Raw genomic sequence first — 25999 nt, 5'->3', positions numbered from 1 at the left:
GGCATCAACTTTGCGTTCTGGCAATCTTAGATTATTTGCGTAATTTTAGGTTTGTTGCATACGGCAAGTATTACGTTTACTCTCCTAACTATCTAGATTTTTGGCAGTACACTAAGAATAATTTATGCCTCAAAAAGCCACATTTTCCAGCAAACAATGCCTTTTGGTGCCCTTGCTCTTAGTTTGTTTGGCTATTTCTTTTATTACTACCTTTTCTGTTCATGCTAGCGCGCAATCTATTCCTACTATTAACGTATCTCAACAGTATCAAGATGGTGAAGTCAAACTGGACGGCCCTTGGGGTTTTTACTGGGGCGAATGGTTGCCCTTAGATGAGTTAGATAGCCATAAATATCCAATCAGAATTATCCGTAAACTAGATTTTTTAGAAAATATTGTTGAAAAGGATGAGCACAATATACAGCCATTTGTAGATGGTTATGGCACTTACCTTCTTGAAATAGACGGGCTAAAGGGAGTGTTTAAGCAACCCGCTATTCACATGCGCAGTGTCAGTGATGCATGGCAAGCTTGGTGGGTAAACGCAGATGGAAGCAGTCGCTATCTTGGCAATTCAGGTAAAATATCCAAAGATGGCCTCGACCAAGAACAACGCTACAGAACCACAATCTTAGATTTGCCTACTGATAGTAACAAAGGAACCCTTGTTATTTACTTGTCGAGTCATACGTCTATCCGTGCCGGTTTATTTGCGGTCCCAGTGATACAAGAACATGAGCAGGCAAGTCGAAGTATCTACATCGATTTGGCGATTAGAATATTAATCGTTGGTGTTGGTATTTTTGTAGTTATGCAAAATTTAATTTTTTATGCTCAACGACCAAAGGAAAAAACACTACTTTTGTTGGTAATATTAGGCTTTGCAGGATTAATGCGAGGCTTAGTTGCTTCCGACTATTTTTATGTGTTCATAGGAGACCCTGCGCTATTTTTTACTATTTCTAAACTTGAATACGTCTTAATTATTTGGCCAGCAATAGCGGGTGTGCATTTCTTTGCGAATCTTTGTCCGTTTAAAGGCGATGTGCAGTTTGTACAAGCAAATTATGGCATCTTGATTATTACTATCATGGCTACTTGGCTATTACCCATGCAAACAGTGATGTTCTATTTGTTTGTATACCAATCGGTATTATTATTTATTGCGGCAAGCATTATGCTGATCCTTACAAACGGTATTATCAAAAAAATGCCTGGTTCCCGATCTTTAATGATGAGTCTGTTACCGCTATTACTTGCAGTGTGTAATGACATATATGCTACCTATTCTAGTCAATATAATTTGTTTATTACTGAATATGGGCTGTTTATATTCTTCTTCGTGCAATCTCAAATTCATGCCTCGCATTACCTTGGCGCTTTGCAAACAGCAGAGCACTTGACCAATAATCTACAGCAAGAAATTAATCTTAAAACAGAAGAGTTGTCGGTTCGCAATCAAATGCTGGAAACTAAAGCGCTTGATTTAGAGCAGCAACGCAATAAAATAAGACAGCTTTCTAAAATTGATCATTTGACTGGATTGTTTAATCGACAAACATTAGATGAATACTCTACCGCTCAGTTCAAACAGACCCAAGAGCAACAACTTCCGCTTGCAGTTATCATGATGGATATTGATAACTTTAAGAAGGTAAACGATCAATATGGGCATGGAGTCGGCGACGGTTGTCTTAAATTTGTTGCTGATTATCTAGCCAATAGTGGGTTGCGTAAAGACGATATTGTGGCTCGCTACGGCGGTGAAGAAATATTAATATTACTGCCAAATACTGACTTAGTTGAGGCTGAAATTATGACTAGACGAATTTGCGACGGACTCAACCAGAAATCAGTTGTGGGGGATCATCCTCCGATAACGTTGACCGCAAGCTTTGGTGTTGCGGAGCGCATAACTAGCAAGGTAAATCGTATTGAAGACCTTATTGACGAAGCAGATAAGGCATTGTATAGCGCCAAGAAAAACGGAAAAAACAGGGTCGAAGTTGCAAATATGCCCAGGCAGTAACTGCAGTATAAATCACTAATACTCTGCTCAGATTGCAAACGAGCCCCGTGGAATTGCATATTATGTAATACACTAGACTTCTTAATAATCTGCTAAAAGAATGATCTCTCCACAATCTGCATGCTATTATTTCAACATATGATTTACGCAACCTAATTAAGTGCTATGTACGACATCCCCCAAATTGATTTAAAAGACAAAGTATCATCCCAAGAATGGCAAACACGGGTAGCGTTAGCAGCCTGTTACCGGCTATTAGTTTTGCATGGGTGGGACGACTTAATTCACACCCATGTGTCTGCGCGTATCCCCGGTACGGAAGACTTACTCATCAATGCGTTTGGCCTTGCTTTTGAAGAAGTCACCGCGTCCAACTTAGTCAAGATTGATATTGAAGGTAATGTAATTGATAAAGGGTCACCATTCTCAATTAATCCAGCAGGCTTCACAATTCACAGTGCCGTGCATATAGCACGCCCCGAAGCGCAATGTGCTTTGCATCTCCATCATGCTGACGCTATTGCTGTTGCAAGTGACATAGAAGGCTTGCAACCTTATAGCCAATACTCGGCTTTTGCATTAGCTAGTATGAGTTACCATAATTATGAAGGCTTGGCGGTGAATGCTGATGAGATTAAACGCCTACAAGCTAATTTAGGTAATGCCAACTTTATGTTACTTCGAAACCATGGCGCATTAACGCTGGGAAATACTATCGGTGATGCTTTCATGCATATGTATGACTTGCTTCGCGCTTGTGAAATACAGGTCAAAATGCAGAACACCAATAATCAGCTAACGACGGTGCATCAATCCACAATCGATGGTATCAAAGCACAAGCTAATATCGTGCACACTGGCTTAACTGGCGGACAAAAAGCATGGCCAGCAATGATGCGAAGAGTAAAACGTGCTTATCCCGAGTTTGATTCATAAAACCAGATAATGATTAACGCGAGCGCTATTTGGCTACCATAATAGTCAAAATCGCGTTCAACAAGTAACTTATTGTGAGACCTAAAAATGAAAATAACCCATGTAGAAATCTTTGATATTCATTGTCCTGAGCGACCATCTTGGCATCCTGTTTTTATACGCGTACATACCGACGAAGGTATTCATGGCGTTGGCGAGGCTGGATTAGCTTATGATTGGGGCCATAGTGCTGCCGCAGCCATGATTAAGGAAATAGTAGAAGCTGTTTTGATTGGTTTCGACCCATTTAAAACTGAGTTGCTGTGGTCTCGTATGTTACGTGAAAGTTTTTGGGGTTTAGGCGGCGGTCCTGTTTTATATGCAGCAATGAGCGCTATTGATACCGCATTGTGGGACATCAAAGGTAAAGCATTAAACGTGCCTGTGTACCAGTTACTAGGCGGTAAAACCAATGATAACCTGCGTACCTATGCTAGCCAATTACAGTTTGATTGGAGCCAAGACTGCGTTAAAATGCTAAGCCCCGACGATTACGCGCGAGCCGCAGGTAAAGCAATAGCAGAAGGCTATGATGCGGTCAAAGTTGACCCTATTGTGTACGATGCTAACGGTGATTCAAGTTACGATCGGACCAAGCTATTTACACCAAAACAGATGAAGCTGTTTGGTGACCGCATGCGCGCTATTCGCAAAGAAGTGGGTGACGACGTGGATATTATCTTTGAAGCGCATTCACTGATGGGATGTGCCTCTGCTATTCAAATGGGCTCTATAGTTGAAGAAGTGGGTTGCATGATGTTTGAAGAACCCGTGAATTATTTAAATTCTGCGGTACATAAAAAAGTATCTCAGAATGTAAAAGTACCTATTGCTGGTGGCGAACGCTTATATCATCGCTGGGATGTGCGTCCCTACTTCGAAGATCAGAGCATTGATGTATTGCAACCTGATGTTGGATTATGTGGCGGCTTTACCGAAGCTAAAAAAGTCTGCGACTACGCCGATGTATACGACATTCGAGTGCAAGCACACGTTTGTGGTGGCCCTGTAGCAACCGCGGCAGCATTGCAATTAGAAGCCGCTATTCCTAATTTTTTAATTCACGAACATCATACTTACGCAATTAAGTCATGGAACAGAGAACTGTGTATTCAAGATTACCAACCGGTTAATGGCAAGTTTAAAGTGCCTGATTTACCGGGTATTGGTATTGAATTAAATGATGATGTTGTGAAGCGTTCGCCGCACATAACTGTAAAGTAGCGTGTGTGTTTTAGCCAATGTCTGTCGTTAGCGACAAGTTAGTCTTGCTGAACTGATAAATACGAAAAGCGTTGTCAAAGTACAGCGCTTTTTCTTGCTGGGCATCTAATAAACCAAGGTCAATCATTTGCTCTAGTACTGCAAAAGTCTGTTGCCAATAATCGTCGTAATTGAAAACCAATTCACATAGCGGAAAGTTGCTCGCGAGCATGACATTGGCATAACCAAATACATCCACACAATGCGTTAAAACAGCGTATATCTGGCTTTTCTTATAACTCCGTTCGAGCATTTCAAAGCCCGAACATTTTACCGCGATATTAGGCAAACGAGCCAATAACTGAATGTTTATTTTCCAGTCACTAAAGGCCGAGCTAGGTTGCCCATCAAGGTCTGATGCTGGTGGCGCAAACCCCGCGTGGTTTAGCACCAACTGTAAATTTGGAAGGCGCTGAAAAAAACTAAAAATCTGCACCACTAGCTGGCGATTGTTAACATCGCATTGCAATTCAAATATACCATTACGTTTTTCTAAAACACCTAAATTTATAAAAGAATTATTATTCTCTAATAACGTTGTTTTACTAAAATCTGTCGCTGATTTGGTATCGTGTAGATATAAGTCTGTCGAATTTTCAATCACGTCCATCGCTTCTAATATATGTCGAATGCCCGCCGCGCTTTGGTGCTGCCATTGATTATCCAGTTCAATGACAAACTCAGTGGGTGCAAGCGTAATGTCGATAAAGCCGATTGAGCGTTGTGGTAAACTAGCTCTGTGCTCCACATTTTTAAGTTCACGATGACCGTTTTTATTGTCAAAACCCGCTTCAATATGAACATACCCAGCAATTGAAAATGATGTTTGCTGTTGTAAGTCGGTATCACTATAGCTATTACAAATGTTGTTTTTATCCAACCATTGAGGAGGGAACTCAGGCTTTAGCCAGTCATACTGACCCTGTTCTAAATCAAACAAATGGACGTGCGGGTCAATAATAATTTTCATTCATTAAGCCGCTGTATAGCCGCCATCAATGACTTGCAAACTGCCGGTCACAAAACTTGCATCATCTGATGCTAAGAAATAAGCCATCGCGGCCACTTCTTCAGGTTGGCCAATGCGACCAAGCGGCTGCAGTGCTGCTTCGTGCGCATGAACCGCGTTTTTATCAGCACCACTTTGCTCACAATATCGATCAATCGCATTGTGATATAGCGGCGTTTCTATTGTTCCTGGGCACAATGCATTTGCACGAATATTGAATTTAGCATAATCAACAGCGGTGGTTTTCGCCATGGACGCTAATGCGTGTTTGCTTAAGTTGTATGCGAAGGAATTTGTTTTTGCTACAAGCGCCTGCTCAGAAGCCACATAAAGGATCACGCCGCCACCAGATTTCATCGCAGGCAATACTGCTTGCGTTGCTGAAAATGCACCCTTTACGTTTAGATTAAACAGGGCTAACAAGTCAGCTTCAGAGGTTGCTTCAATATTTGCAGAAACATGCTTACCTGCATTGCATATAAGTACGTTAATACTATGTTTGCTAGCGATGTCAGCAATAATATTACACACAGCATCATGATTTCTAACGTCGCACTCAATAAATCGACCATGCATCCCGGGCTGAATATCTAAATTAAACACGGTAAAGCCATTGGCTTCAAACTTAGCAGCAATTGCTAAGCCAATTCCTGAACTACCGCCGGTGAGCACCAGTGTTTTTTGCATATTGATATCTTCGCTATTATTTATGGGCATTTATAGGTGCTAACGGGTGTTAACAGAATAATAATTTTGTCTATAATAATGACATGTTTATGCCTTATTTAATACAATTCACCTTCTACCGACCTTCTACTAACCTTCTACTAACCTTCTACTCACCTTCTATTTGCGCAACCACAAACCAATTCATACTTGGGATATAACTCGATACCAAATAACTTGATAGCAAATACTGTTTATTGCTTGTTGTGCTATCGACATAGTTGAATGGTTGAGGTGTAAGGAGAGTCTTTGCACTTGCCTCTGAATACAATTGTTGCAAAGTAACTTTGCCTGCAACTTTGGGGTCAGAATGCACCTGAATTTTACCTGTGCTGTCAACAATAAACAGCTTGCCATACTCATTCAGTGATGATTTCGCTAACATATCAACAACACCCTCAAATGAAGTCGCAATACCCGAGAGCCCGTTCCCATTGTCCTGCCGATAGTTAACATAAAGATCAACGCGTTGATTATTTTGGTCGTGATAAACACTAATTAGATTTTGTTCACCACTTTTTAGGTAAGCAAAATACCAAGTATCAATTTCTGGTACCAAAACCCGTAAAAAGCCCTCGTGATTCCAATATTTATTGCTGTTGGTGTCGGCAAAGGAAGCACTTGTTAATTCGTATTCGTTAACTAAATAGCCTAATTTATTGAGTAATGTAATTTCGTCTGCTTGTGCAAATCCGTTATTCACCCATGCTTGAATGTGGGTGTCATTGGCGATGGTATTTGCTAACATTTTCATGCTTGATATTCGTTTGTCTATATTGCCTGCAATGTTTTGCATCGTTAGCGCTACAACTGAGTCAGACGTGTGGATTTGAGCTTGTTCACTTACGCGCTCCTCAGCGTGCACGTTAAGTGCAAAATGAGATAGGATAAAAACAAAAATGACGTGGATTAATTTAACTTGAATGATCGTTTTGGAACCCATGTTTGAATACCGCTTAGTGTATAAAATATAACATTAGTATGCTAATAAATGCACACGGTATGCAAATACTTCTTGTATTTTATGCGGGTTTTTTGCGTGCACAAACGTCGACTAGTTCGAATATCCCAGCTGAATAAAACGATGAATCCAGAATTTAACACCTGAGCGTCAAAATATTCGCAACAAAGCCCTTTAAAGGCATATCTTTACAGCAATAGCTGGTGCAGATATAGTTGCTCAAATCTTAAAAAAGGTAAGTGTGCATGAAATCGTTTGTTTTGATAATGGTCTTGGTATTTTCCAGTTCTGCCTCTGTAGCAAGCACTAGCGATCTGGCGCGGTGGCAGCAGCAGGCGGGTGAAGTCACCATTACTCGTGACACATGGGGCATTCCTCATGTGTATGGCAAAACTGACGCTAATGCGGTTTTTGGAATGATATACGCGCAGGCTGAAGATGATTTCAACCGTATTGAACTTAATTACCTTAATGCCATGGGCCGCCTAGCTGAATCAGAGGGTGAAAGTCAGCTATATCGTGACCTTCGGATGAAACTATATATCGATCCTGTTGACATGCAAAAGAAGTTTAACGACAGCCCTGCTTATCTGCAAAAACTGATGTATGCTTGGGCAGATGGTATTAACTACTACCTATACACTCACCCTGATGTCACTCCCAAAGTGCTCAAGCAATTTGAGCCCTGGATGGCACTGGCTTTCACTGAAGGTAGTATTGGTGGCGATATCGAAAGCATCAATATAGAGGCGCTTGAAAGTTTCTATGGTCAACGTAAAGGCGACGCTGCTGTTGCTGCAGCTACCCAAGATCCTAATGCAGAGCCACAAGGGTCGAATGGTATTGCTATCGCACCGAAAAACACCAAAAATGGTAAGGCACTGCTACTTATCAATCCACACACCTCATTTTATTTTCGCGCTGAAGTACATATGCGCAGCGATGAAGGATTGAATGCTTATGGTGCCGTTACTTGGGGACAATTCTTTATTTATCAGGGCTTTAATGAAAATACAGGCTGGATGCATACGTCCAGTGGGGCTGATTTCATTGACGAGTATCTTGAAACTGTCGAACAACGTAAAGATGGGCATTATTATAAACACGGTGATAGCTGGAAAAAACTGCGTGAAAGAAAAATTACCTTGCCGTATAAAACTGACAAGGGACAAAGCTCAAAAACGCTTACGGTTTATTATAGCCACCGTGGCCCTATAGTCAGAGAACTCGATGGTAAGTGGGTCAGTGTTGCGTTAATGCAGAACCCAATTGACGCACTAAAGCAGTCCTATGGTCGCACAAAAACCAAAAACTACGCCGACTACAAAGAGAACATGCGGTTACATACCAATTCCTCAAATAACACGCTGTTTGCCGACTCAGAAGGTAACATTGCGTATTTTCATGGTAACTTTATTCCGCGCAGGGATCCTTCATTTGACTGGACAAAACCGGTCGATGGCAGCAACCCCGATACAGATTGGAAAGGTTTGCACACACTCGAAGAAACTGTTGGTGGCCTTAATCCAAAAAGTGGCTATTTAAATAACACCAATAACTGGCCATGGATGATGGCAGGGCCAAAATACAGTCCCAAAGCAGAAGATTACCCCAAGTATATGGAAAATTTCCCAGAGAATTATCGCGGTATTCACGCTATTGAGGTACTCGACGGTAAGCAAGGCTTTACCCTTGATAGTTTGGCTGAGGCAGCCTATAGCACTCACTTAACTGCCTTTACTGTTTTGCTGCCCGTATTATACAAGGCGTACGATACTGAACCAGTTGCAGACCTTGCGGATCAGATCGCGCTGCTTAAAGCATGGGATCATCGCTCAAGCGTCGACTCAAAAGCAACATCACTGGCCGTATTTTGGGGTCAAGAGCTTAGACGCAAAGCTGCCGATGATGAAGCGGCGAGAGTCAATGCAGCAGAGCGCGGTCTTAGTTTTAGTCAGTACGTAGCTGAATATACCGCTCAAATTGGTGTCGTAACATTATCTGAAGCCAAGGCAAAGCTGATCGCTGATTTTGGCAGCGCAGAAACGCCTTGGGGCCAGATAAATAGATTTCAGCGTTTGACAGGTGACATTGTTCAACCCTTTGACGATGCTGCACCAAGTATTCCGGTTGGCTTTACTTCTGCTCGATGGGGATCACTAGCTGCCTATGGTCAACGCACATTCAATGATACCAAACGCATATATGGAACACGCGGTAACAGTTTTGTCGCTGTAGTTGAATTTGGTAATAAGGTCAAAGCTAAGGCGATTTCCGCAGGTGGCCAAAGTGGTGACCCTGCTAGTCCGCATTTTAATGATCAAGCACCACTTTATGCAGCGGGAAAATTAAGAGATGTGTATTTTTATCCAGAAGATATTAAAAAAAATACCCTGCGTGAATATCATCCAGGTGAATAAATAGCGTGCTAATTTGTTGATGCGTTTTAATATTGGTGTGATCGGACATTAGCGTTTGAAACTAATAATAGATAGTTAATCTCTTTAGGATAATACGGCTTAAATAGACATGAATTCGTGTTTATGACTCATGGCTTAATGTGTTAACTTGCCTATACATACTGAACTGAGGTGACGTTTTCATGCGTGCAAATAATTTAAGTGAGATGGTGGGCAATACAGACCTACTTAAAATAGAATCACTATCAGCACTCACCGGATGCAATATTTACGTAAAATGCGAATATCAAAACCCAGGTGGTTCAATTAAAGACAGGGCTGCCCTGCAAATGGTGTTAGATGCCCAAGAAAAAGGCGATTTAAAGCCAGGCATGACAATAGTGGAAGGTACGGCTGGCAACACTGGTATTGGGCTTGCAATCGTGGCTAAAGCGCTTGGGTATAATCTCCAAGTGGTAATGCCAAAAGGCCAAACCATCGAAAAAGAACGCTTAATTAGCCTGCATGGAGCACAGTTACTGTTAGTCGATCCTTGTCCATTTAAAAATCCAGCGCATTTTTATCATACGGCCAAACGCATTGGTGAAGAAAATGCAGATTATTGGTGGGCAAATCAATTTGAAAACTTAAGTAATTATCGCGCTCATTACATGCATACAGGACCTGAAATTTGGCAGCAAACTGAAGGCGAAATCGATGTGTTTGTATCCGTCTGCGGCACCGGTGGAACCATTGCGGGAAATTCAGACTACCTTAAACAGCAAAATGAGAACATCAAAGTTTGGCTGGTTGATCCGGATGGCTCTGGGATATATAATTTTCTGAAAAACAACGAATACAAGTCACAAGGCGGCTCATTTACTGAGGGTATCGGTATTATGCGCACCGTCGATAATTTCCGTCAGGCCAAAATTGATTATGCGGTCAACTTACCCGATCCTGATTTAATTACCGTTGCACATTATTTGGCGGCCAACGATGGTATTGTGCTTGGCAGTAGTTCAGCGCTCAATGTTGCTGGAGCGCTTCGTGCTGCCGCTGCATCAGGCCCTGGTAAAACGATAGTAACCTTTGCTTGTGATTTAGGTGAACGCTCATATTCAAAGCTTTACAATCCAGATTTTTTAAATGAAAAAAAACTAGCTCAGCCTAATCCAGATATCAGCGCCTTGTTTGAGCGTTATAGGGCGCAAGCTATGGATAATGTTGTGGTGGTGTAAATTTACCTTGAGCTATCGTAAGGAAGTATGGTGACACACAGGGGGGCTGTAGCGATATGTAGGTCAAAAATTGACGAGGAGCGACCACCGCAACAAAGTGCTTACCTTTGCTTATTCTTTGACGCCAGAACCTCAGCAGTTTTACAATTTATGGCTTCGTTTGCTAGCGCATTGAGGGTCGGCGGTGCCCCGTAATGGTTTATTATTACGACTTTATAGTCATCAGTTTATTTTTTAAATAGTCAGAAGGGCTATATCCATACCAACGTTTAAATGCACGATTAAAGGAGCTTTGATCATTAAAACCCAACTTTATAGCTGTTGTGCTCAAAGGGTATTTTCCAATGTATTGTAGTGAGCGTCTTTTTCGTTCACGCTCTAACAAATTAGCAAAGGATGTTTGTTCTTTTTTTAAGTGGCGCTGCAAGGTTCGAGGCGTTAGGTTTAATGCGCTTGCTGTGCGAATTAAGCTGCAATCGTCCAATTCGTTTTTAGCCATTAATAAATGGTCAATCTTTTCAGTGACTAATTGTTGGCTTTTAAAACGAGACAATTGTTGCTCTGATATATGTTTAAGGGCAAGGTTAATTTGAGCGTTATCAGTTCTAAAAGGCTGTGCTAAATAGCTCCTGGGAAATACAATTTGGTTATATTGAGCATTGGTTTCAATTGGACAATTAAACCAGTTGGCGAGTGTTGTTGTTTCAGCCTCAGGCCATGCTTGTGTAAAACAAATGCGACTTGGTGATAACTGCGGGTTTAACAGTTGACGAATAACGCTGACCCACGCAGTCATATTACGTAAAATAACCTGCACACTGCAGTTTGGGTCCGGTAGCCAGCGGATAATGGCAATATCACCTTGCTGTTCAAATTGTGCCTTTCCTATATCAGCCACCAAACTATCGTAAGTAATAAGAGCTGAAATCGCGCTTGCTAAGTTATCACTTGATTCTATTAAGTATCCCAATACACCAAAGTCAGCGGTACGAATTTGCTGTCCAAGTTTAAAACCAAATAAAGGCTCATTTAGGCTGTGCTTTGCATATTCAAGTAACGCGTTATAGCTGCTCAAACTAATTCGAGGCGCTAGTTGCTGTGTCTGTTCATTATTGTACTCATTAAAATTAATAGCCAATAACACTTTTCGGCTGTCCAGGCCCAGAGTGTCTAAGTAATCAAGAATACTGGAAAAATAATGATCCGCAAGCGTGCTCATTTGTCGCCTAAAGCTAAAAAATGGTCGTGTAGTAACAAGTTTGCCATGCAATATTTTTATATACTAGCAACATTAATAAATAATCACGGTTAAAGGTATGATATCAACTCACTCAAAACAGCCTATCTTTACCAAATTTTCAAACGTGAGAGAACTCTTTTTTGATGATGAGCAGTTATATGGTTTTTTTAATGCGCAATTGTTAGTTATTGAAAGACAAGACGTAGGTAAGAACAGTACTACTAACGAAGTTAATATATTTAGCGGCAAATTTAAGAGCAAATTATCAGCACAGATAATGCGCATACTAGCTATTCGTTTTGACGGGAAATTTGCATGACTATAGAAATTATTTTACTCGCCCTTAGTCCTATCTTTATTCTTTTTGTAACTTATGAATTTATTAAACATAGACGCTACTACGATATCAAGGATAGTATGGCGAATAGTGCGCTTGCACTCATGCACCAAGCGTCCGACGCAATTGCTTTGCTTTTGTTAATGCCGTTTTTTTATTGGCTTCATGATTATCGATTATTTGATATAGAGCTGTCTGTTATGACCGTTTTAGGCGCCTTTATACTGCAAGACTTTTTATATTATTGGTTTCATAAAGCATCGCACCATATCCATTGGTTATGGGCTGCGCATGTCGTCCATCACAGCTCGACAAAAATGAATTTTAGCACCGCCTTCAGGCAAAGCTTAATGTATCCAATCGTGGGTATGTGGGTATTTTGGTTGCCCATGATAGTAATAGGCTTTGATCCCATTACTGTATTTACCGTGGTAGCGCTTAATTTGGCGTATCAATTTTTTGTTCACACACAAATAGTGAATAAGCTAGGTTGGTTTGAAAAAGTATTTAATACGCCTTCGCATCATAGAGTGCACCATGCGATTAACCCAGGCTATATCGACAAAAATTTTGCCGGCGTACTTATAATTTGGGATAAATTATTTGGTACTTTTACCGAGGAAAAACTAACAGAACCTTGTAAATACGGTATTGTCGAGCAGATAAATAGTAATAACCCACTTACAATTACATTTCATCAGTGGGTTTACTTAGGTAGAGGTGTTCTCAACGCAAGAGGCCTTAAGGCGAAATTTAAGGTGTTATTTGGCAACCCTAATCAGTCTTTGCATTAGGTTCTTATTAACTAGGCATTCCTCATTAATAATGATGTATAGCCATCTAAAAATTTTAAAAACGAGTTCAAAAGCACGCTTATGTCTCAAGTGCCTCTGAATTGACGTTATCATCCAATCTGGCTAATGATGCTGTTGGATAGTATCCATATTACACGTGATAACACTGACTTTTTGATAGCCTATTCTGGCAAGTTGTTCAGCACTCAAAATTGCTCTTGCTGAAGTAGCGCAATGCAAATATATGGCTCGAAGAGGGTTTTTTTCTACTTCCATCAGTTTCATTTCCAAAAGTCCGCGTGGAATATTAGTCGCTCCTACGGCGCCTTTGGCAAGATGCTCTGAGGGTTCGCGCACGTCAATCAGCAAACCATTGTTTTCTTTCATTTCATCTGCTGCGACGCTTGCACTAATGCATCGCACGTTGGTGGCAGCTTCTTGCAGTAGTTCTGGGATAGTTTTTAACATAATTATTTCCTTTTATTTTTTTTCAGTCAGCGCAAGCAGTATCTTAGACGTACTCTGGCGACGGATCCGCTCAATTTTTCTAGCTTGGCTTAGTTTGCATACTGCTGGCTAATTCTGCTATCGGACAAGGTTTAGCAATGCCATATCCTTGTGAATAATGAACTCCAATTTCTTTCAATTTTAATTCGATATCCCTATTTTCGACAAATTCTGCTACCGTCTTTTTACCCATCACCGTCGCCACTTCGTGAATTGATTTGACCATGGCGTAATCAATCGGGTCCTCGACGATACCTTTGACAAAAACACCATCAATTTTTAAATAATCAACCGGTAGGTATTTCAAGTAAGCGAATGAGGATAATCCAGTGCCAAAATCATCGAGAGCAAAGCGGCAGCCTTTCTCATGCATTGCATCGATAAAAGCGATGGCGTCAGTAAGATTAGAGATAGCCGCTGTTTCTGTTATTTCAAAGCAGATTTTGTTGGCTGGAATTTTATAATACTGTAATTTATCGATTACTGTTTGCTGAAATTCAGGCGCTGTCAAGGATGGACCGGATATGTTAATTGAACAAAGTTCTACTTCTGCAAGATGCTTTGGGTGCATAGACAAGTATTGGAATTGATGTTCAATCACCCATTTATCTATTTTGGTCATTAGATGATAACGTTCTGCAGCGGGCAGAAAAGCGTTCGGTGCGATAATCGCTCCATTATCGCCAAGCATGCGCAAAAGCACTTCATAGTGAAGGCCCGTTTCAGCTGTTGTCATGTTAGGTACAATCTTCTGTGCGTAAAGGCAGAAGTCATTATTTTCCAGCGCCTGATTGATTTTATTCACCCATTCCATGTCGCCATGGAGCTGCGATGTGTCTGATATACCTTCCTGATATATGCGAAAACAATTTCTACCCGCATATTTTGCCGTATAACACGCAATATCCGCATTACGCAGTAAATCAGTGGTGTTTTTAATTTTTTGAGTCAGTGAAGCGATACCAATACTAGCGGTAATTGCAAAGGATTTGCCTTCCCAAAAAAATCGATACTGACCAATTTGATCAATCAGTTTTTGCGCGATTAAACCGGCGTCACTGATATTGCAAGACTGCATCAAAATCCCAAATTCATCTCCGCCCAAGCGCGCTAATACGTCGTTGCTTCGAATATGATTGTTAAGTAGATGACCGATTTGGCGTAATAATCCGTCGCCCGCTATGTGCCCACATGTGTCATTAATGATCTTAAACTGATCGAGATCAAGATAACAAAAAACAAACTCAGGCTGTTTACTTTGCATCGCCTGATTTAATAAAAGTTCAAATCCTCGGCGATTAACTAAACCAGTCAATGCGTCATGATTAGCTTGGTAAGTCAGTTCTTTTTGGCTAGTGTAAAGATCCTGCTCTCGCTTTTCTCGCTCCTGAATGTCACTAGATATTATCCCCAGCATTCGATTAATACCTTCACCTAAATCGTCTAATTCATTTTTCTTCTTAACATTGAGTACAGGTATATGATTACTACGGGGGTTGTTTGGATCTAAATCTTTGAGGGCAGAGCTGACAGCGATAACTTTTTTCGTAACAGTGAGATAGAAGACAAAAACAAGAATAAACGCCATTAATATATTTCGTACCAGACCCGAAATGAGGACCAACATCGAACGATCTACGAAGCCTTCAGAGGCTAAAGCCGGATCAATATAAATGGTCAAATTACCAATGTCTTCACCAGTCCCAGAATATAGAACGTGATTAAATTCTTTAATCTCACCGAATATGTCATATGGTTGGGTATGTTCTTTATCTGTGGCTAAGTTAGAACTGCGTTGAGCCAGTACTTCATCCAACTCATTGGTAATACTAACAGATGTGATGTAATGGTATTGCAGAATACCTTTAGCTACTTCGTCTGCCGCGGGTGAGTCTAAGTGAAAGGAAGCATCAGCGGCTGCAAACTGATTAGCAGCCAAAATTTCTGCTGCAAATTTATCCATAGCGTCTTGTTCACGGAGATAGTCAAGACCTATTTGCAGAAAGCTAAGTGAAAAGCCAACAATTAGAGTAACCAAAATACTACTTTTAGCCAGTGTGTATGACAGGCTATCAGTAAATGGGCGTTTGCTGATTGTCATTTTTTATGGTTATCCTCATTCTCGACTTGCCGCTTGTTCAGTGCTTTATTCCATAAATTATCAATTCCATTGCGGGTTCGACGGTCGAGTTCAGGCATTAGCACGATAATGGCCTCAGGATCATTTAGCGATTTCGCGTAAAAGTCTTGTTTTTGTTCCACTGTCGCAGATTCGACCGTTCTCATATTGACAGGGTTAGTACTTAAACCTTGCACTAGCACCTGCGCTTGAAATTCGGCACTGATGGTAAAGTTAAGCCATTCTTCTGCAATGCGTTTCAACTCGGGGTTGTAAGCCAACTCCTTACTCATAACGTGATTATCAATCCAGCCCGGCACGCCTTCTTTGGGATGGGCCCATTTCCAAACTTCACCTCGTTGTTTTAATTCGGGCAGTGCAAAACCCCAAGAGGACGCTAATGTTTTGTGTTGCAGATCGTCTGCGGTATCAACGCCTACCCAAAGTGATTGTGTATTGCGCACCAACGTTGCGAGTTTGGTTTTAAATGCGGGGTTATTTAATTGTTCAAAATCAGCCAAAGCAGATGCATCATAGCCCATTGCTAAAGCGGTCAGATAGATATTAATCTCGCCATAATCAGCAATGCTATATTGCCCGCGATACTTTGGGTCCCAAAGCACGTTCCAACTATCAGGCGCTTTATCAAACACCTCAGTATTGTATATCAGGCCATAAGGCCCCCAAGCAAATGGCAGTCCGTAATGCACATCATCCTTGACTAAGTGATTTAGCTGCTTGAAGGACGGGTTAAGTTCTTGGTAATTAGGTAAGTTATCTAGATTTAAAGGAAGCAACAGCCCTGAGTCAATCATTCGAAAGCGTTTATCATTGATCCTGTTGTGCGCAGGACTGACGACATCCGCCTTTCTTAAACGTAGGGCCTCAAAACCATCTTCAGCTTCTGCGATATAATCGACTTTGAGGGTAAGCTCAACTGAATATTTGTCTTTTATATATTGTATAAACTGTTCACGTTGAGCTTCAGGGGCATAACCTTCCCAAACGAGAAGACGCAGCACTTGACTATTTTGAGCAAAAGCGTGAACCGGGACCAGCATGATTAGTAACATAAGCCAGCTGATTAGTGGTTTTACACGATTGTATCTTAGCATTAAGTTAATTACTCCTTCGGGCACAAAAAGCGTTCACTGTTGTTAAACTAACTTCAATTCTCGAAACAATATATCGTGATGAAAAAATACACAAGATACTTGTTCCATACCCAAGCATGATATAGAACAAATATAACCAGAGTAAACGGTGGACCTGAACTATTTGACAATGACAGTCAGCGAAGTATCAATACTCAAATATCGCTTATTCGTACTTCTTAAACCAAGCTAAAATATTCTCCACTTTACCCACTAAGCGTGAAGGTTTGCTCGCTATACTATGCGACGAACCGGGCACTTTAACCAATATGGTATCGACCTTTAGAAGCTTGAGCGCTTGATAATACTGCTCTGCTTCAGACATGGGTGTACGTTTATCTTCTACCCCTGTTATTAACATTGTGGGAGTGACTACATTACCCACTAATGACAACGGTGACCGTTCCCAATAATGTTCAACTTCTTCCCATGGCATACCCGGGAATTGATATGGAATTTGATACATACCACTGTCCGCGGTAAGTACTTTGGACAACCAATTAATAACAGGTTTAGCCACTACTGCGGCTTTGAATCTGTCGGTCAATCCAATCGCATAAGCGGTAGCAATACCGCCAGCAGAACCCCCGGTAATATACAGTTTTTCAGGAGCAACTAAGCCTTTCTCAATTAGCGCATCGATCCCTGACATGTGATCAGAAAAGTCATATTTTGATGAGTATTTGTTTTGCAACAAAAGGGCGAAGCGCTCGCCATAGCCCGTGCTTCCACGGTGGTTGTTATAAAACACGATATAACCTTCTGCGGCCATGCGTTGCAACTCAGCAGAAAAATGAGGGCCATATGCCAAATGCGGACCACCATGAATTTCAGTAATTAAGGGATACTTTTTAGTGTTGTCATAGTCGGGTGGCAATATATACCAACCATGAATTTCTTCACCGTCAATTGACGATGTGTATATAAACTCGTTAATAGCGCCTAACGTTTTATGCCCTAGTAAATCTTCATTAAGTTGGGTTAGTTGTTTTTGTTTTTTGCCTTGCTGCACATAAATATCGGCAGGGCGGTCGTGCCTTCCTTTGGTGAATGCAAAAGTACCGCTGGCATAATCAAAAGTGCCACTAGTATATGGTCTTCCCAGTGTTGTGCCGCCTAGGCCAGCAGTTACCTTGTTATGCTTTGCACTCGACAGCGCAACATAATCAATTTGTGTAATACCTCTGAGCATTTGCTGGTAGTAAAGCCCGGCGCTATCTTTCCAATGAAAATTAGACAGTGAATTATCGACGTTAGCCGACAAATTACGATCATTTTCACCACTGACTTCCATTACATGTAAATAGGTATTCCGATAGGCTAACTTTTTATCATCTCGTTTTGAGTAAGCTATGTATTCGCCGTTAGGGGACACCTTCGGATTGTTTTCACTGCCAGCAGCCTTGGTTAACTGAGTAAATTTTCCGTTCATATCGAGGGCAAAAATATCCGATTCACCAGGTTCATATTCCCAGTTATCTGAACGATTAGCTGAAAAGTAGATCTGTTGACTATCAGTTGCCCAGCTCAGTGAACCGCGGTGATGGTAGTTGCCAGATGACAACTGTCGAGCCGTGCCGCCCTCCGCAGGAACAACGAAGATTTGTGTGAATGCCGGATCAAGGATACCTTGACCATCTGCTTGATATCTTGCTTTGGTAATATATTCAAATGGTTCTGCCCACTGCGCACCTTTAGGTTTTTCTGGCATATTCACTTTAAATGGTTTTTCGTCCGACTTAACATTCATAGTAAACGCGATGCTTTTGCCATCTGGTGCCCAAGCGATAGATGATGGGGAAGACGCTACGTTGGTAACTAGGGCAGTTTGACCTGTGTCCATCCATCGCACGTAAAGTTGCGGCTTTCCCTCTGAATTAGAAACGAACGCGAGACGTTTGCCGTTTGGTGACCAGCGAGGGGAATAATGATTCTGTTGTGAGGAAACAATGGGACGATGGCTTTCGCCTTTAGCATCAACAATCCATAAGCTGGAGCGAGTGCTGTCGGTCATAATGTCATTTGATCGTCGCACGTAAATAATATCTTGGCCGTTGGGTGACACTTGAGGATCAGCTGCGTACTCGAGCTCAAAAATATCCTCTGCTTGAAAGTGAGGATGCCCGATACCGTTTAGCGCTTTGCTAACTGAAGCTGCGGGCTGTGCTTCTTTTGCGTGTAAAGCACTCGTAGAAAATGCGGCGCTTAATAAAAGTAAAATTGCTACAACTGAATATGCTAAAAACGCGTGTGTTTTTTTTGCAGTATGCCTTGCTGTCTTTGCATTAATGCTTAGCTTCATTATTATTATCCCTAAACTGTTTATATGCGTCCAAAGCGACTTAATTGCCTCTTTTCACATGCTGGCTGTTATTGTCATTAATTTTACATAGACCATAAATGATCACTGAATCAGTGCCAACTATTTTCGCTAAATTACTATTCATTTTGTTTATTCTGGCTATCAAGGCCTTGTTACACAATAGGATCAAGGTAACATGGTGCACACATTAAAAAATAAGGCGTCGGTTATTCATGAAAGCCCAATTTAATACTTTTATTCCACCTATTAGAACATTGATGGGTCCGGGCCCTTCAGATGTCGACCCTCGTATATTAAACGCACTTTCTCGTCCAACGGTAGGGCACTTAGATCCTGCGTTTATCCAATTGATGGATGAAGTGAAATTATTACTACAATACGCTTTCCAAACTGAAAATCAGCTAACGATGCCCGTTTCAGCGCCGGGCTCTGCGGGAATGGAATCGGTCTTTGTTAATTTATTAGAACCTGGCGACAAAGTAATAGTGTGTCAAAACGGCGTTTTTGGTGGCCGTATGCAGCAAAACGTTATACGTTGTGGTGCAACTGCCGTTATGGTGCAAGACGCTTGGGGTAAGCCTACAGACCTGCATAAGTTGGAAGACGCCCTAAAAGCCAATCCTGATGCCAAAGCCGTTGCTTTTGTGCATGCAGAAACATCAACCGGTGTGCGTAACGATGCAAAGTCTATGTGCGCATTGGCAAAGCAATACGACTGCTTAACCATAGTCGATGCGGTGACATCTCTAGGCGGTATTGACCTTGACGTAGACGGATGGCAAGTAGATGCTATTTATTCAGGCACGCAAAAATGCCTATCTTGTGTACCGGGTTTATCTCCTATTTCATTTAGCCCACAAGCCGTTGATGTTATCAAAAACCGTAAAACCAAGGTGCAGAGTTGGTTCTTAGATATGGAGCTTGTTATGGCTTACTGGGGGCAGGGGGGAAAACGCGCTTACCACCATACTGCGCCCGTAAATAGCATATATGCCTTGCATGAATCGTTACGGATTTTGCACGAGGAAGGGTTGCAAGCAGCTTGGCAGCGTCATGCTGATATGCACTTGGCACTTAAAGCGGGCCTAGAAAATATAGGTCTTGAGTTTATGGTTGAAGAAACCTATCGCTTACCGCAGCTTAATTTGGTGGGTATTCCTGATGGGGTTGAGGATGCCAAAATCCGTGTTCAATTACTGAATGAATTTGACTTAGAAATAGGTGCCGGTTTAGGTGAATTAGCTGGAAAAGCCTGGCGTATAGGCTTAATGGGATATGGCAGCAATAGAAAGAATGTCGATTACTGCGTTAACGCATTAACGTCGGTTCTTAAACGCTAATTAGACAGAATAATAGCTAGGTTCAGTTGCTTAACGTTAAATTTCAAAGTAATTGGTAAAACACTTATACAATTGTGTGCCACCTAGCACACTGGCCGATGGAAAGTGCAATATCGGTATTAAATCACATGGCGCTTTGACAAAACTAATGGCTTGCTCATCATCAAGTAAATCAATATTAAGCACTTGCGCCATCAATTCACCTTTTTTAATAAACTGCCCTGGCTTTGCTACATATTCGACCATCCCACCAAAACGACTGTACATTATCTTATAGTCTCTTAGATAAACGCCGTAACGTGTTATATTTTCGGGCTTTTGTAAGGGCGTTTCAAAACATTTTTTGTATGATAAGTATGAAAGGATCCCTTTGGAATCGGCTTTGCCGGCATCAAAATCGATGACTTCTTGAGAGCCCATTTCAACTGTAAACGCTTCAATCCCAAAGTCCCATTCGGAACCCGGGAAGCGCTCCATCAAGGAATCTGTTAAACACCACCAAGGACAAAATGTGGCTTCATCTAAAGCCCCAGAAAATACCTTATTGATTAAGATTACATGCGGAATATTAAAATATTTGGCTGATTCTCTGGCATACTCAGGAACATAAATATGTCGAGTAGAAACCGGTCCGTTGTGAAGGTCTAAAACGATATCCGCTTCTAGTGCCATGAGTTGTAATTTTAGGTTTAAACACTCGGCCAGTCCGACTCCCCATTCATTGTTTAACCTTTCTTCAATCGACGCTCTTAGTCTGCTGCGATATTCTTTCTTTAATTCACTGATATCCATATCAGGATTTATCTTATCGGCGAATTCAGAAATTAAGTCTTTATTGTAATGATAAGCCCTATTCCAGTTTTGGCCGTTAACCGGATCGAAACGCCCTAGTGTGTACTCGCCTGACTTTAAATTACTACCGACTGGGTTGCAGTTGGGAACCAAAGTAACTTCTCCTCGCAGTGGAGCACCTTGTAGTTCTTTGAGAAGATGAAGTAGGACCACGTTTCCTTGAACTTCGGCACCGTGTATTGAACTTTGGATATACACTTTGGGGCCTGGTACATTGCTGACAAACTTATACACGGGTACGTTCAAATTTCTTCCTGAGACGTTTTGTGCGACCACAAGATATTCTTTAGAAAACTTTACTTTTAATGATGACATTAGACTTAAACGTTCTGAAGGAAGCATTCACTCAGTGTAAAATAGTGTCCTACTTAGTCAAGGCTTTATGAATCTTTTACTAATTGCGCAGAGTTATAGCACCTCAGTATTGAAATTGATTTTGGTGATAGTCGTATAACATTTTGTTTGACTAGCCAGCGCCATTTCAGCATGTTACTTTTTTAGTGATTATATCAGCGCATTTTTGTGCCTTATTTTTGTTCAAGAGGTGATGAATAGAGCGTCAACATGGCTATAAATATAAACAGCCACAACCTGCACTCTTCAATAAGAACCTCTATCACTAGCAAACAACAATCGGCTTAACAACTTTTAAAAGGAAAATTCAAATGACCAAATCAAAACAGCTATTTAGTACCATTTCATCCAAGGGAGAACTTTCATTCTCATTAGTAGAAGTTGATGTACCTAGACCAAAACCTCACGAAGTTGTTGTTAAAATTGAAGCTGCACCAATTAACCCATCGGATATGTGGCCAATGTTTGGCCCAGCTGACTTACGTGCAGCTAGTTTTTCTGATGACGGCAAAACACTTAAAGCACCATTACACGAAGGCATGTTGTCAAAAGTCAAACCACGCCTAGACCAAACACTACCGATCGGTAATGAAGGTGCGGGAACGGTTGTTGCCGCGGGCGATAGCCCTCAGGCACAAGCGTTAATCGGTAAAACGGTTGCCGTCCTTTCAGGGGCCACTTATACCGAATATTGCTGTGTACCAGTTCAAGCTTGTATTGTGCATAACGAAGGTACAACGCCAAAACAGGCGGCATCGTCTTTTGTTAATCCGTTAACTGCCCTCAGTATGGTTGAGACCATGCGTCAAGAAGGTCATCAGGCATTAGTGCACACCGCGGCTGCGTCAAGTCTGGGGATTATGCTAAACAAAATATGTATTCAAGCTGGCGTTGATTTGGTAAATATTGTTCGCAAACAAGAACAAGTCGATATGTTGAAAGCGTTGGGTGCAAAGTATGTTGTTAATTCAAGCGCTGAAAACTTTAAGAAGGATTTATACAAAGCCATCGATGCGACAGGTGCCACACTGGCGTTTGACGCTATTGGTGGCGGTACCGTAGTGAGCGATATTTTAACGGCAATGGAAAAGGTTGGAAGTAAAGACGCAACGGGCTTTAATACTTACGGTTCAGCGCAAAACAAGCAAGTTTATATCTATGGTGGACTGGACTTCTCGCCGAGCGTCTTAAACCGAGCGTATGGCATGACCTGGGGAATTGGCGGTTGGTTGCTAATGCGTTTCTTAGGTAAGTTAGAAATTAGCCAAGTAGTAGCAATGCATAAACGAGTGGCCGATGAAATTAATACCACTTTTGCACTGGATTTTAGTGACGAAATTAGCTTAGAAGAGGCTATGCAGCCTGCAAATATTGCGCGCTACAATGCAAAGAAAACGGGTGAAAAGTTCCTGATTAATCCATCTAAGTAAATTCTAGTCGACTATTTTTGAGGGCTTCACTTGAAGCCCTTTTTCATAACATCACATGTCTTTCGGAAAAACCACATTTTTAGGATACTTGGCAGTGATCGTAGAGAAAAAGCGATATACCTTTTGCATGTCGTCATCGAAATTACCTTGACTCAAAAATACAGGCCCAAACACAATGCGTTTGCGCTTATAATCAAAGCCAATTAATGTAACGTGGGCTTTTGCTTGATGCGCAATGGCTAAAAAGCCAGTTTTCCAAGGTAATTTAGGAGAACGAGTTCCTTCAGGAGCAACCGCTAAAATCATCTTCTCTTGAGCGTTGAATTCACTCACTACCTCACCAACCACACCGCGAGCTGATTTTCGGTTAACCGGTATGCCGCCAATTAATTCAAGCAACTGTTTGACCACGGGCACAAAAATGCTGTGTTTTCCTAAAAAACGGATCTTAATTCGCAGGGCAAACAACAAGGTGACACCTAAAAAGAAATCCCAGTTTGAGGTGTGTGGTGCAATAGCTAACACCAGTTTAGGGTGCTGTGGTAATTCCCCTTCGAACTTCCAGCCTGTGATACTGAATAGCGAGTCACCAAGCCACCCTGTGAATTTATTACCCCCTTGCGGCGGACTATTCGGATTATCAGTGATTGAGTTATTAATAACTTACACACCTGTTGTTGAAAGTGACATCAACGTTGCTTGCAATGAGCACTTCAAAGTGCACTAACCTAGGCTTCATAAAGCTGCGCTCCATCTTGTTTTCATTCATTCATCTTGTTTTCATTGTTCCATCATAGTGAGTTAATTTTGCATAAACAACTTTTTAAAATGCTTGCTTGTATATCAGGCCCATGGGTAACATGTGTCATGTGTAGCGTTACATCTTTTGAACCAGCGGAGAATTTCACCTACAATGACCACCACGACCAACCAGTTATTGCTAGGTGACTGTTTACAAAAAATGAATGAAATTGCCGATTCATCGGTTGATTTGATTTATTTAGACCCCCCGTTTTTTACTGAGCGTAAACACAAGCTTAAAAATCGGCAGCGCACCAAAGAATTTAGTTTTGATGATATTTGGAAGCAAGAGTCTAGCTATGCTGAGTTTTTGCACCAACGGATCCTCAAAATGCGTGATTTATTAAAAGATACAGGCAGTATCTTTGTGCATTGTGACAAAATGGCTAATCATATTGTTCGAGGTGTGCTTGATGATGTGTTTGGTTCTGAGTATTTCCAATCGGAAATTATATGGCAATATAAACGCTGGTCGAATGCTAAAAAAGGGCTTTTGCCAAGCCATCAAAACATCTACTTTTATAGTAAAACACACGACTTTACCTTCAACAAAGTTTTTATGCCTTATTCAGAGGCAACCAATCTCGACCAAATATTGCAAAGAAGAACCCGCGACAAGCACAACAAATCTATCTACGCTCGCGACGAACAAGGTAGTATTAAACAGGCCGATGCCAAGCAAGGTGTGCCCTTAAGTGACGTTTGGGATATTCCTTATCTGAATCCAAAAGCAAGAGAGCGCGTGGGATACCCAACCCAAAAACCTTTGCTGCTATTGGAACGAATTATTGCACTTGTTACTAATCAGAATGACCTTGTATTAGACCCTTTTTGTGGCAGCGGAACGACCTGTGTAGCAGCAAGTTTAGCGAATAGAAACTACATTGGTATTGACCAGTCAGAGGACGCCATTGAACTGTCGCAAACAAGACTAGATAAGCCAGTTAAAACCCAATCTACGTTAATGCAAAAAGGCCGTAAGGCTTTTGAACAGGCTAATATACAAGCGTTACAATGCTTAGCGAATATTGCCTATAATCCGGTGCATAGAAACCAAGGTATTGATGCCATATTGGTCGAACATCATCACGGTGCGCCAGTATTGGTGAAAGTACAAAAAGAGGCAGAAACGCTGCAACAGGCTAAACAATTATTACGTAACGCGATGAATGTTAAAGCATCAAAAATGGGTTTTTTAATACGGACTCAGCTAGCACAAGATGAACATAGCGCTGAGGCTAAACAAGATACACAGGATCAAGATACAGCCTCTATCATTTATGTAATTGAAACGGTTGAACTTAGTATTAGGCGAAGGTATGCGTAGAATTTTTACGCAGCTATAGTCGATAGACTGGACCGAGTTGAAAAAGTCTGAGATGTCTATTACAGTTCATTAATCAACATAAAATGGAATATCTATGAAAAGTAGCTACAGCTTGAAATTTCTAATCGTTATTGCATTATTTTCTATCAGCTCGACCATTCTTAAAGCCGATATTCTAAGGTGCGGCAACAAAATCGTGAATGAGGGTGCCACAACAATAGAGGTTAAACTAATATGCGGTCAACCATTTGATTCGGAATTTATTGGGCTAGTTAAACTTAATAATGCTTATGTAAACGTTGACCGATACACGTACGTATTTGGCAAGGGCAAGTTCGCAATGATTTTAGAATTTCATGATGGCGAGCTGGTTAAAATTTCAAATGGCCCTCGGATGTGAGATTGCGGTCATCAGTTGCTAATCAGACAGCCACAGTTTGGATTTTCAGCATGCTTTAGTATCGAATAGACAAGCACCCATAACAAATGAGAATAGGTGTGATTAGGACGAATAAAACACATTCCCGATGTATTCAACAGAAATTGATTTGCGCAGAGAGCTTTTATAAAATCAAATTCATGCTCCACACTTCTACATTCATACATAACGTTCCACTTTAATACGATCGCACACAATAATTCAGTGCTAAATTAAAACGTATTTGATCTGTGACAAAATTATGCATATTGTTTGTCGGTAGACTACTATGTATTAGCCCACAGTCTTGTTTCTTTTGCATCGACAAGCAAAGAACAAAAGTTACCTAGATTTGTCCTAGCCCAAGCAGGTAAAGCAAACATAGGCTATCTTTGTATCG

General features: G+C 41.2%; 21 protein-coding genes. 11 read left to right on the top strand and 10 right to left on the bottom strand.

Translation table 11 applies throughout. The features are described 5' to 3' along the window. Window positions 1–124: 124 nt before the first annotated feature. The 3 genes from G399_RS20240 (at window position 125) to G399_RS0105095 (ending at window position 4228) form a co-directional block, all read left to right on the top strand. On the top strand, window positions 125–2029 hold the full coding sequence (locus G399_RS20240) for a sensor domain-containing diguanylate cyclase (RefSeq protein ID WP_006008155.1): 1905 nt from the start codon (window positions 125–127) through the stop codon (window positions 2027–2029). Between the two features lie 165 nt (window positions 2030–2194). Next, window positions 2195–2965, top strand: coding sequence for a class II aldolase/adducin family protein (locus tag G399_RS0105100; protein WP_006008156.1), 771 nt, complete (start codon window positions 2195–2197; stop codon window positions 2963–2965). Between the two features lie 87 nt (window positions 2966–3052). Then, window positions 3053–4228, top strand: coding sequence for a mandelate racemase/muconate lactonizing enzyme family protein (locus tag G399_RS0105095; RefSeq protein WP_006008158.1), 1176 nt, complete (start codon window positions 3053–3055; stop codon window positions 4226–4228). Between the two features lie 10 nt (window positions 4229–4238). Here the strand turns inward: G399_RS0105095 and G399_RS0105090 are convergent, their stop codons facing one another. The 3 genes from G399_RS0105090 to G399_RS0105080 all read right to left on the bottom strand — a co-directional run bounded on the left by G399_RS0105090 (window position 4239) and on the right by G399_RS0105080 (window position 6945). Continuing rightward, a complete protein-coding gene (locus G399_RS0105090; protein ID WP_006008160.1) occupies window positions 4239–5237 on the bottom strand; it encodes an amidohydrolase family protein in 999 nt (332 codons plus the stop codon). 3 nt (window positions 5238–5240) lie between these two features. Continuing rightward, complete coding sequence (locus G399_RS0105085; protein WP_026843485.1) at window positions 5241–5963, bottom strand: SDR family NAD(P)-dependent oxidoreductase; 723 nt, start codon at window positions 5961–5963, stop codon at window positions 5241–5243. Window positions 5964–6111: 148 nt separating this feature from the next. Next, window positions 6112–6945 (bottom strand): cache domain-containing protein, encoded by an 834-nt coding sequence (locus tag G399_RS0105080; RefSeq protein WP_006008164.1) that lies wholly within the window; start codon window positions 6943–6945, stop codon window positions 6112–6114. 263 nt (window positions 6946–7208) lie between these two features. On the opposite strand from G399_RS0105080, the gene G399_RS0105075 reads away from it, so the two are divergent. Beyond that, window positions 7209–9383 (top strand): penicillin acylase family protein, encoded by a 2175-nt coding sequence (locus G399_RS0105075; RefSeq protein ID WP_006008167.1) that lies wholly within the window; start codon window positions 7209–7211, stop codon window positions 9381–9383. A 182-nt stretch (window positions 9384–9565) separates the two neighbouring features. After that, window positions 9566–10603 (top strand): cysteine synthase A, encoded by a 1038-nt coding sequence (locus G399_RS0105070; RefSeq protein WP_006008169.1) that lies wholly within the window; start codon window positions 9566–9568, stop codon window positions 10601–10603. Between the two features lie 205 nt (window positions 10604–10808). Here the strand turns inward: G399_RS0105070 and G399_RS0105065 are convergent, their stop codons facing one another. Beyond that, a complete protein-coding gene (locus tag G399_RS0105065) occupies window positions 10809–11822 on the bottom strand; it encodes an AraC family transcriptional regulator (protein ID WP_006008173.1) in 1014 nt (337 codons plus the stop codon). 97 nt (window positions 11823–11919) lie between these two features. Here G399_RS0105065 and G399_RS0105060 point away from each other — a divergent pair, with 97 nt between their 5' ends. Both G399_RS0105060 and G399_RS0105055 read left to right on the top strand, forming a co-directional pair. Then, the gene (locus G399_RS0105060) at window positions 11920–12162 is read left to right on the top strand and encodes a hypothetical protein (RefSeq protein ID WP_006008174.1); all 243 of its coding nucleotides are present in this window, start codon (window positions 11920–11922) and stop codon (window positions 12160–12162) included. Beyond that, window positions 12159–12974 (top strand): sterol desaturase family protein, encoded by an 816-nt coding sequence (locus G399_RS0105055; RefSeq protein WP_006008177.1) that lies wholly within the window; start codon window positions 12159–12161, stop codon window positions 12972–12974. Before G399_RS0105060 ends, G399_RS0105055 begins: the two co-directional genes overlap by 4 nt. Before the next feature lie 123 nt (window positions 12975–13097). On the opposite strand, the gene G399_RS0105050 is transcribed toward G399_RS0105055, so the two are convergent. From G399_RS0105050 to G399_RS0105035, 4 genes are all read right to left on the bottom strand, one after another. Beyond that, window positions 13098–13442, bottom strand: coding sequence for a rhodanese-like domain-containing protein (locus G399_RS0105050; protein WP_006008179.1), 345 nt, complete (start codon window positions 13440–13442; stop codon window positions 13098–13100). 79 nt (window positions 13443–13521) lie between these two features. Beyond that, the gene (locus G399_RS20235) at window positions 13522–15582 is read right to left on the bottom strand and encodes an EAL domain-containing protein (RefSeq protein ID WP_006008181.1); all 2061 of its coding nucleotides are present in this window, start codon (window positions 15580–15582) and stop codon (window positions 13522–13524) included. Beyond that, window positions 15579–16715: an ABC transporter substrate-binding protein gene (locus G399_RS0105040; protein WP_026843484.1), complete on the bottom strand. Its 1137-nt coding sequence runs from the start codon at window positions 16713–16715 to the stop codon at window positions 15579–15581. Before G399_RS0105040 ends, G399_RS20235 begins: the two co-directional genes overlap by 4 nt. A 205-nt stretch (window positions 16716–16920) precedes the next feature. After that, window positions 16921–19056, bottom strand: coding sequence for a S9 family peptidase (locus G399_RS0105035; RefSeq protein WP_006008185.1), 2136 nt, complete (start codon window positions 19054–19056; stop codon window positions 16921–16923). Between the two features lie 233 nt (window positions 19057–19289). On the opposite strand from G399_RS0105035, the gene G399_RS0105030 reads away from it, so the two are divergent. Next, entirely contained in the window at window positions 19290–20417 is a 1128-nt protein-coding gene (locus G399_RS0105030; RefSeq protein ID WP_006008187.1) for a pyridoxal-phosphate-dependent aminotransferase family protein, read from the top strand. A 36-nt stretch (window positions 20418–20453) separates the two neighbouring features. Here G399_RS0105030 and G399_RS0105025 read toward each other — a convergent pair whose 3' ends face one another. Further along, window positions 20454–21584 (bottom strand): M14 family metallopeptidase, encoded by a 1131-nt coding sequence (locus tag G399_RS0105025; RefSeq protein WP_026843483.1) that lies wholly within the window; start codon window positions 21582–21584, stop codon window positions 20454–20456. 350 nt (window positions 21585–21934) lie between these two features. Here G399_RS0105025 and G399_RS0105020 point away from each other — a divergent pair, with 350 nt between their 5' ends. Continuing rightward, window positions 21935–23053, top strand: coding sequence for a zinc-binding dehydrogenase (locus G399_RS0105020; RefSeq protein ID WP_006008191.1), 1119 nt, complete (start codon window positions 21935–21937; stop codon window positions 23051–23053). 51 nt (window positions 23054–23104) lie between these two features. Here the strand turns inward: G399_RS0105020 and G399_RS0105015 are convergent, their stop codons facing one another. Then, the gene (locus tag G399_RS0105015) at window positions 23105–23578 is read right to left on the bottom strand and encodes a 1-acyl-sn-glycerol-3-phosphate acyltransferase (protein ID WP_006008193.1); all 474 of its coding nucleotides are present in this window, start codon (window positions 23576–23578) and stop codon (window positions 23105–23107) included. Between the two features lie 388 nt (window positions 23579–23966). Here G399_RS0105015 and G399_RS0105010 point away from each other — a divergent pair, with 388 nt between their 5' ends. Together G399_RS0105010 and G399_RS0105005 are read left to right on the top strand one after the other, a co-directional pair. Then, window positions 23967–25181, top strand: a complete 1215-nt coding sequence (locus tag G399_RS0105010; protein WP_006008196.1) for a DNA methyltransferase — start codon at window positions 23967–23969, stop codon at window positions 25179–25181. A 94-nt stretch (window positions 25182–25275) separates the two neighbouring features. Then, window positions 25276–25581, top strand: coding sequence for a DUF2845 domain-containing protein (locus G399_RS0105005; RefSeq protein ID WP_006008198.1), 306 nt, complete (start codon window positions 25276–25278; stop codon window positions 25579–25581). Window positions 25582–25999: the final 418 nt, after the last annotated feature.

The organism is Brumicola pallidula DSM 14239 = ACAM 615 (genome assembly GCF_000428905.1).
GTDB classification, from domain to species: domain Bacteria; phylum Pseudomonadota; class Gammaproteobacteria; order Enterobacterales; family Alteromonadaceae; genus Glaciecola; species Glaciecola pallidula.
This window is presented reverse-complemented; position numbering and strand designations above follow the sequence as displayed.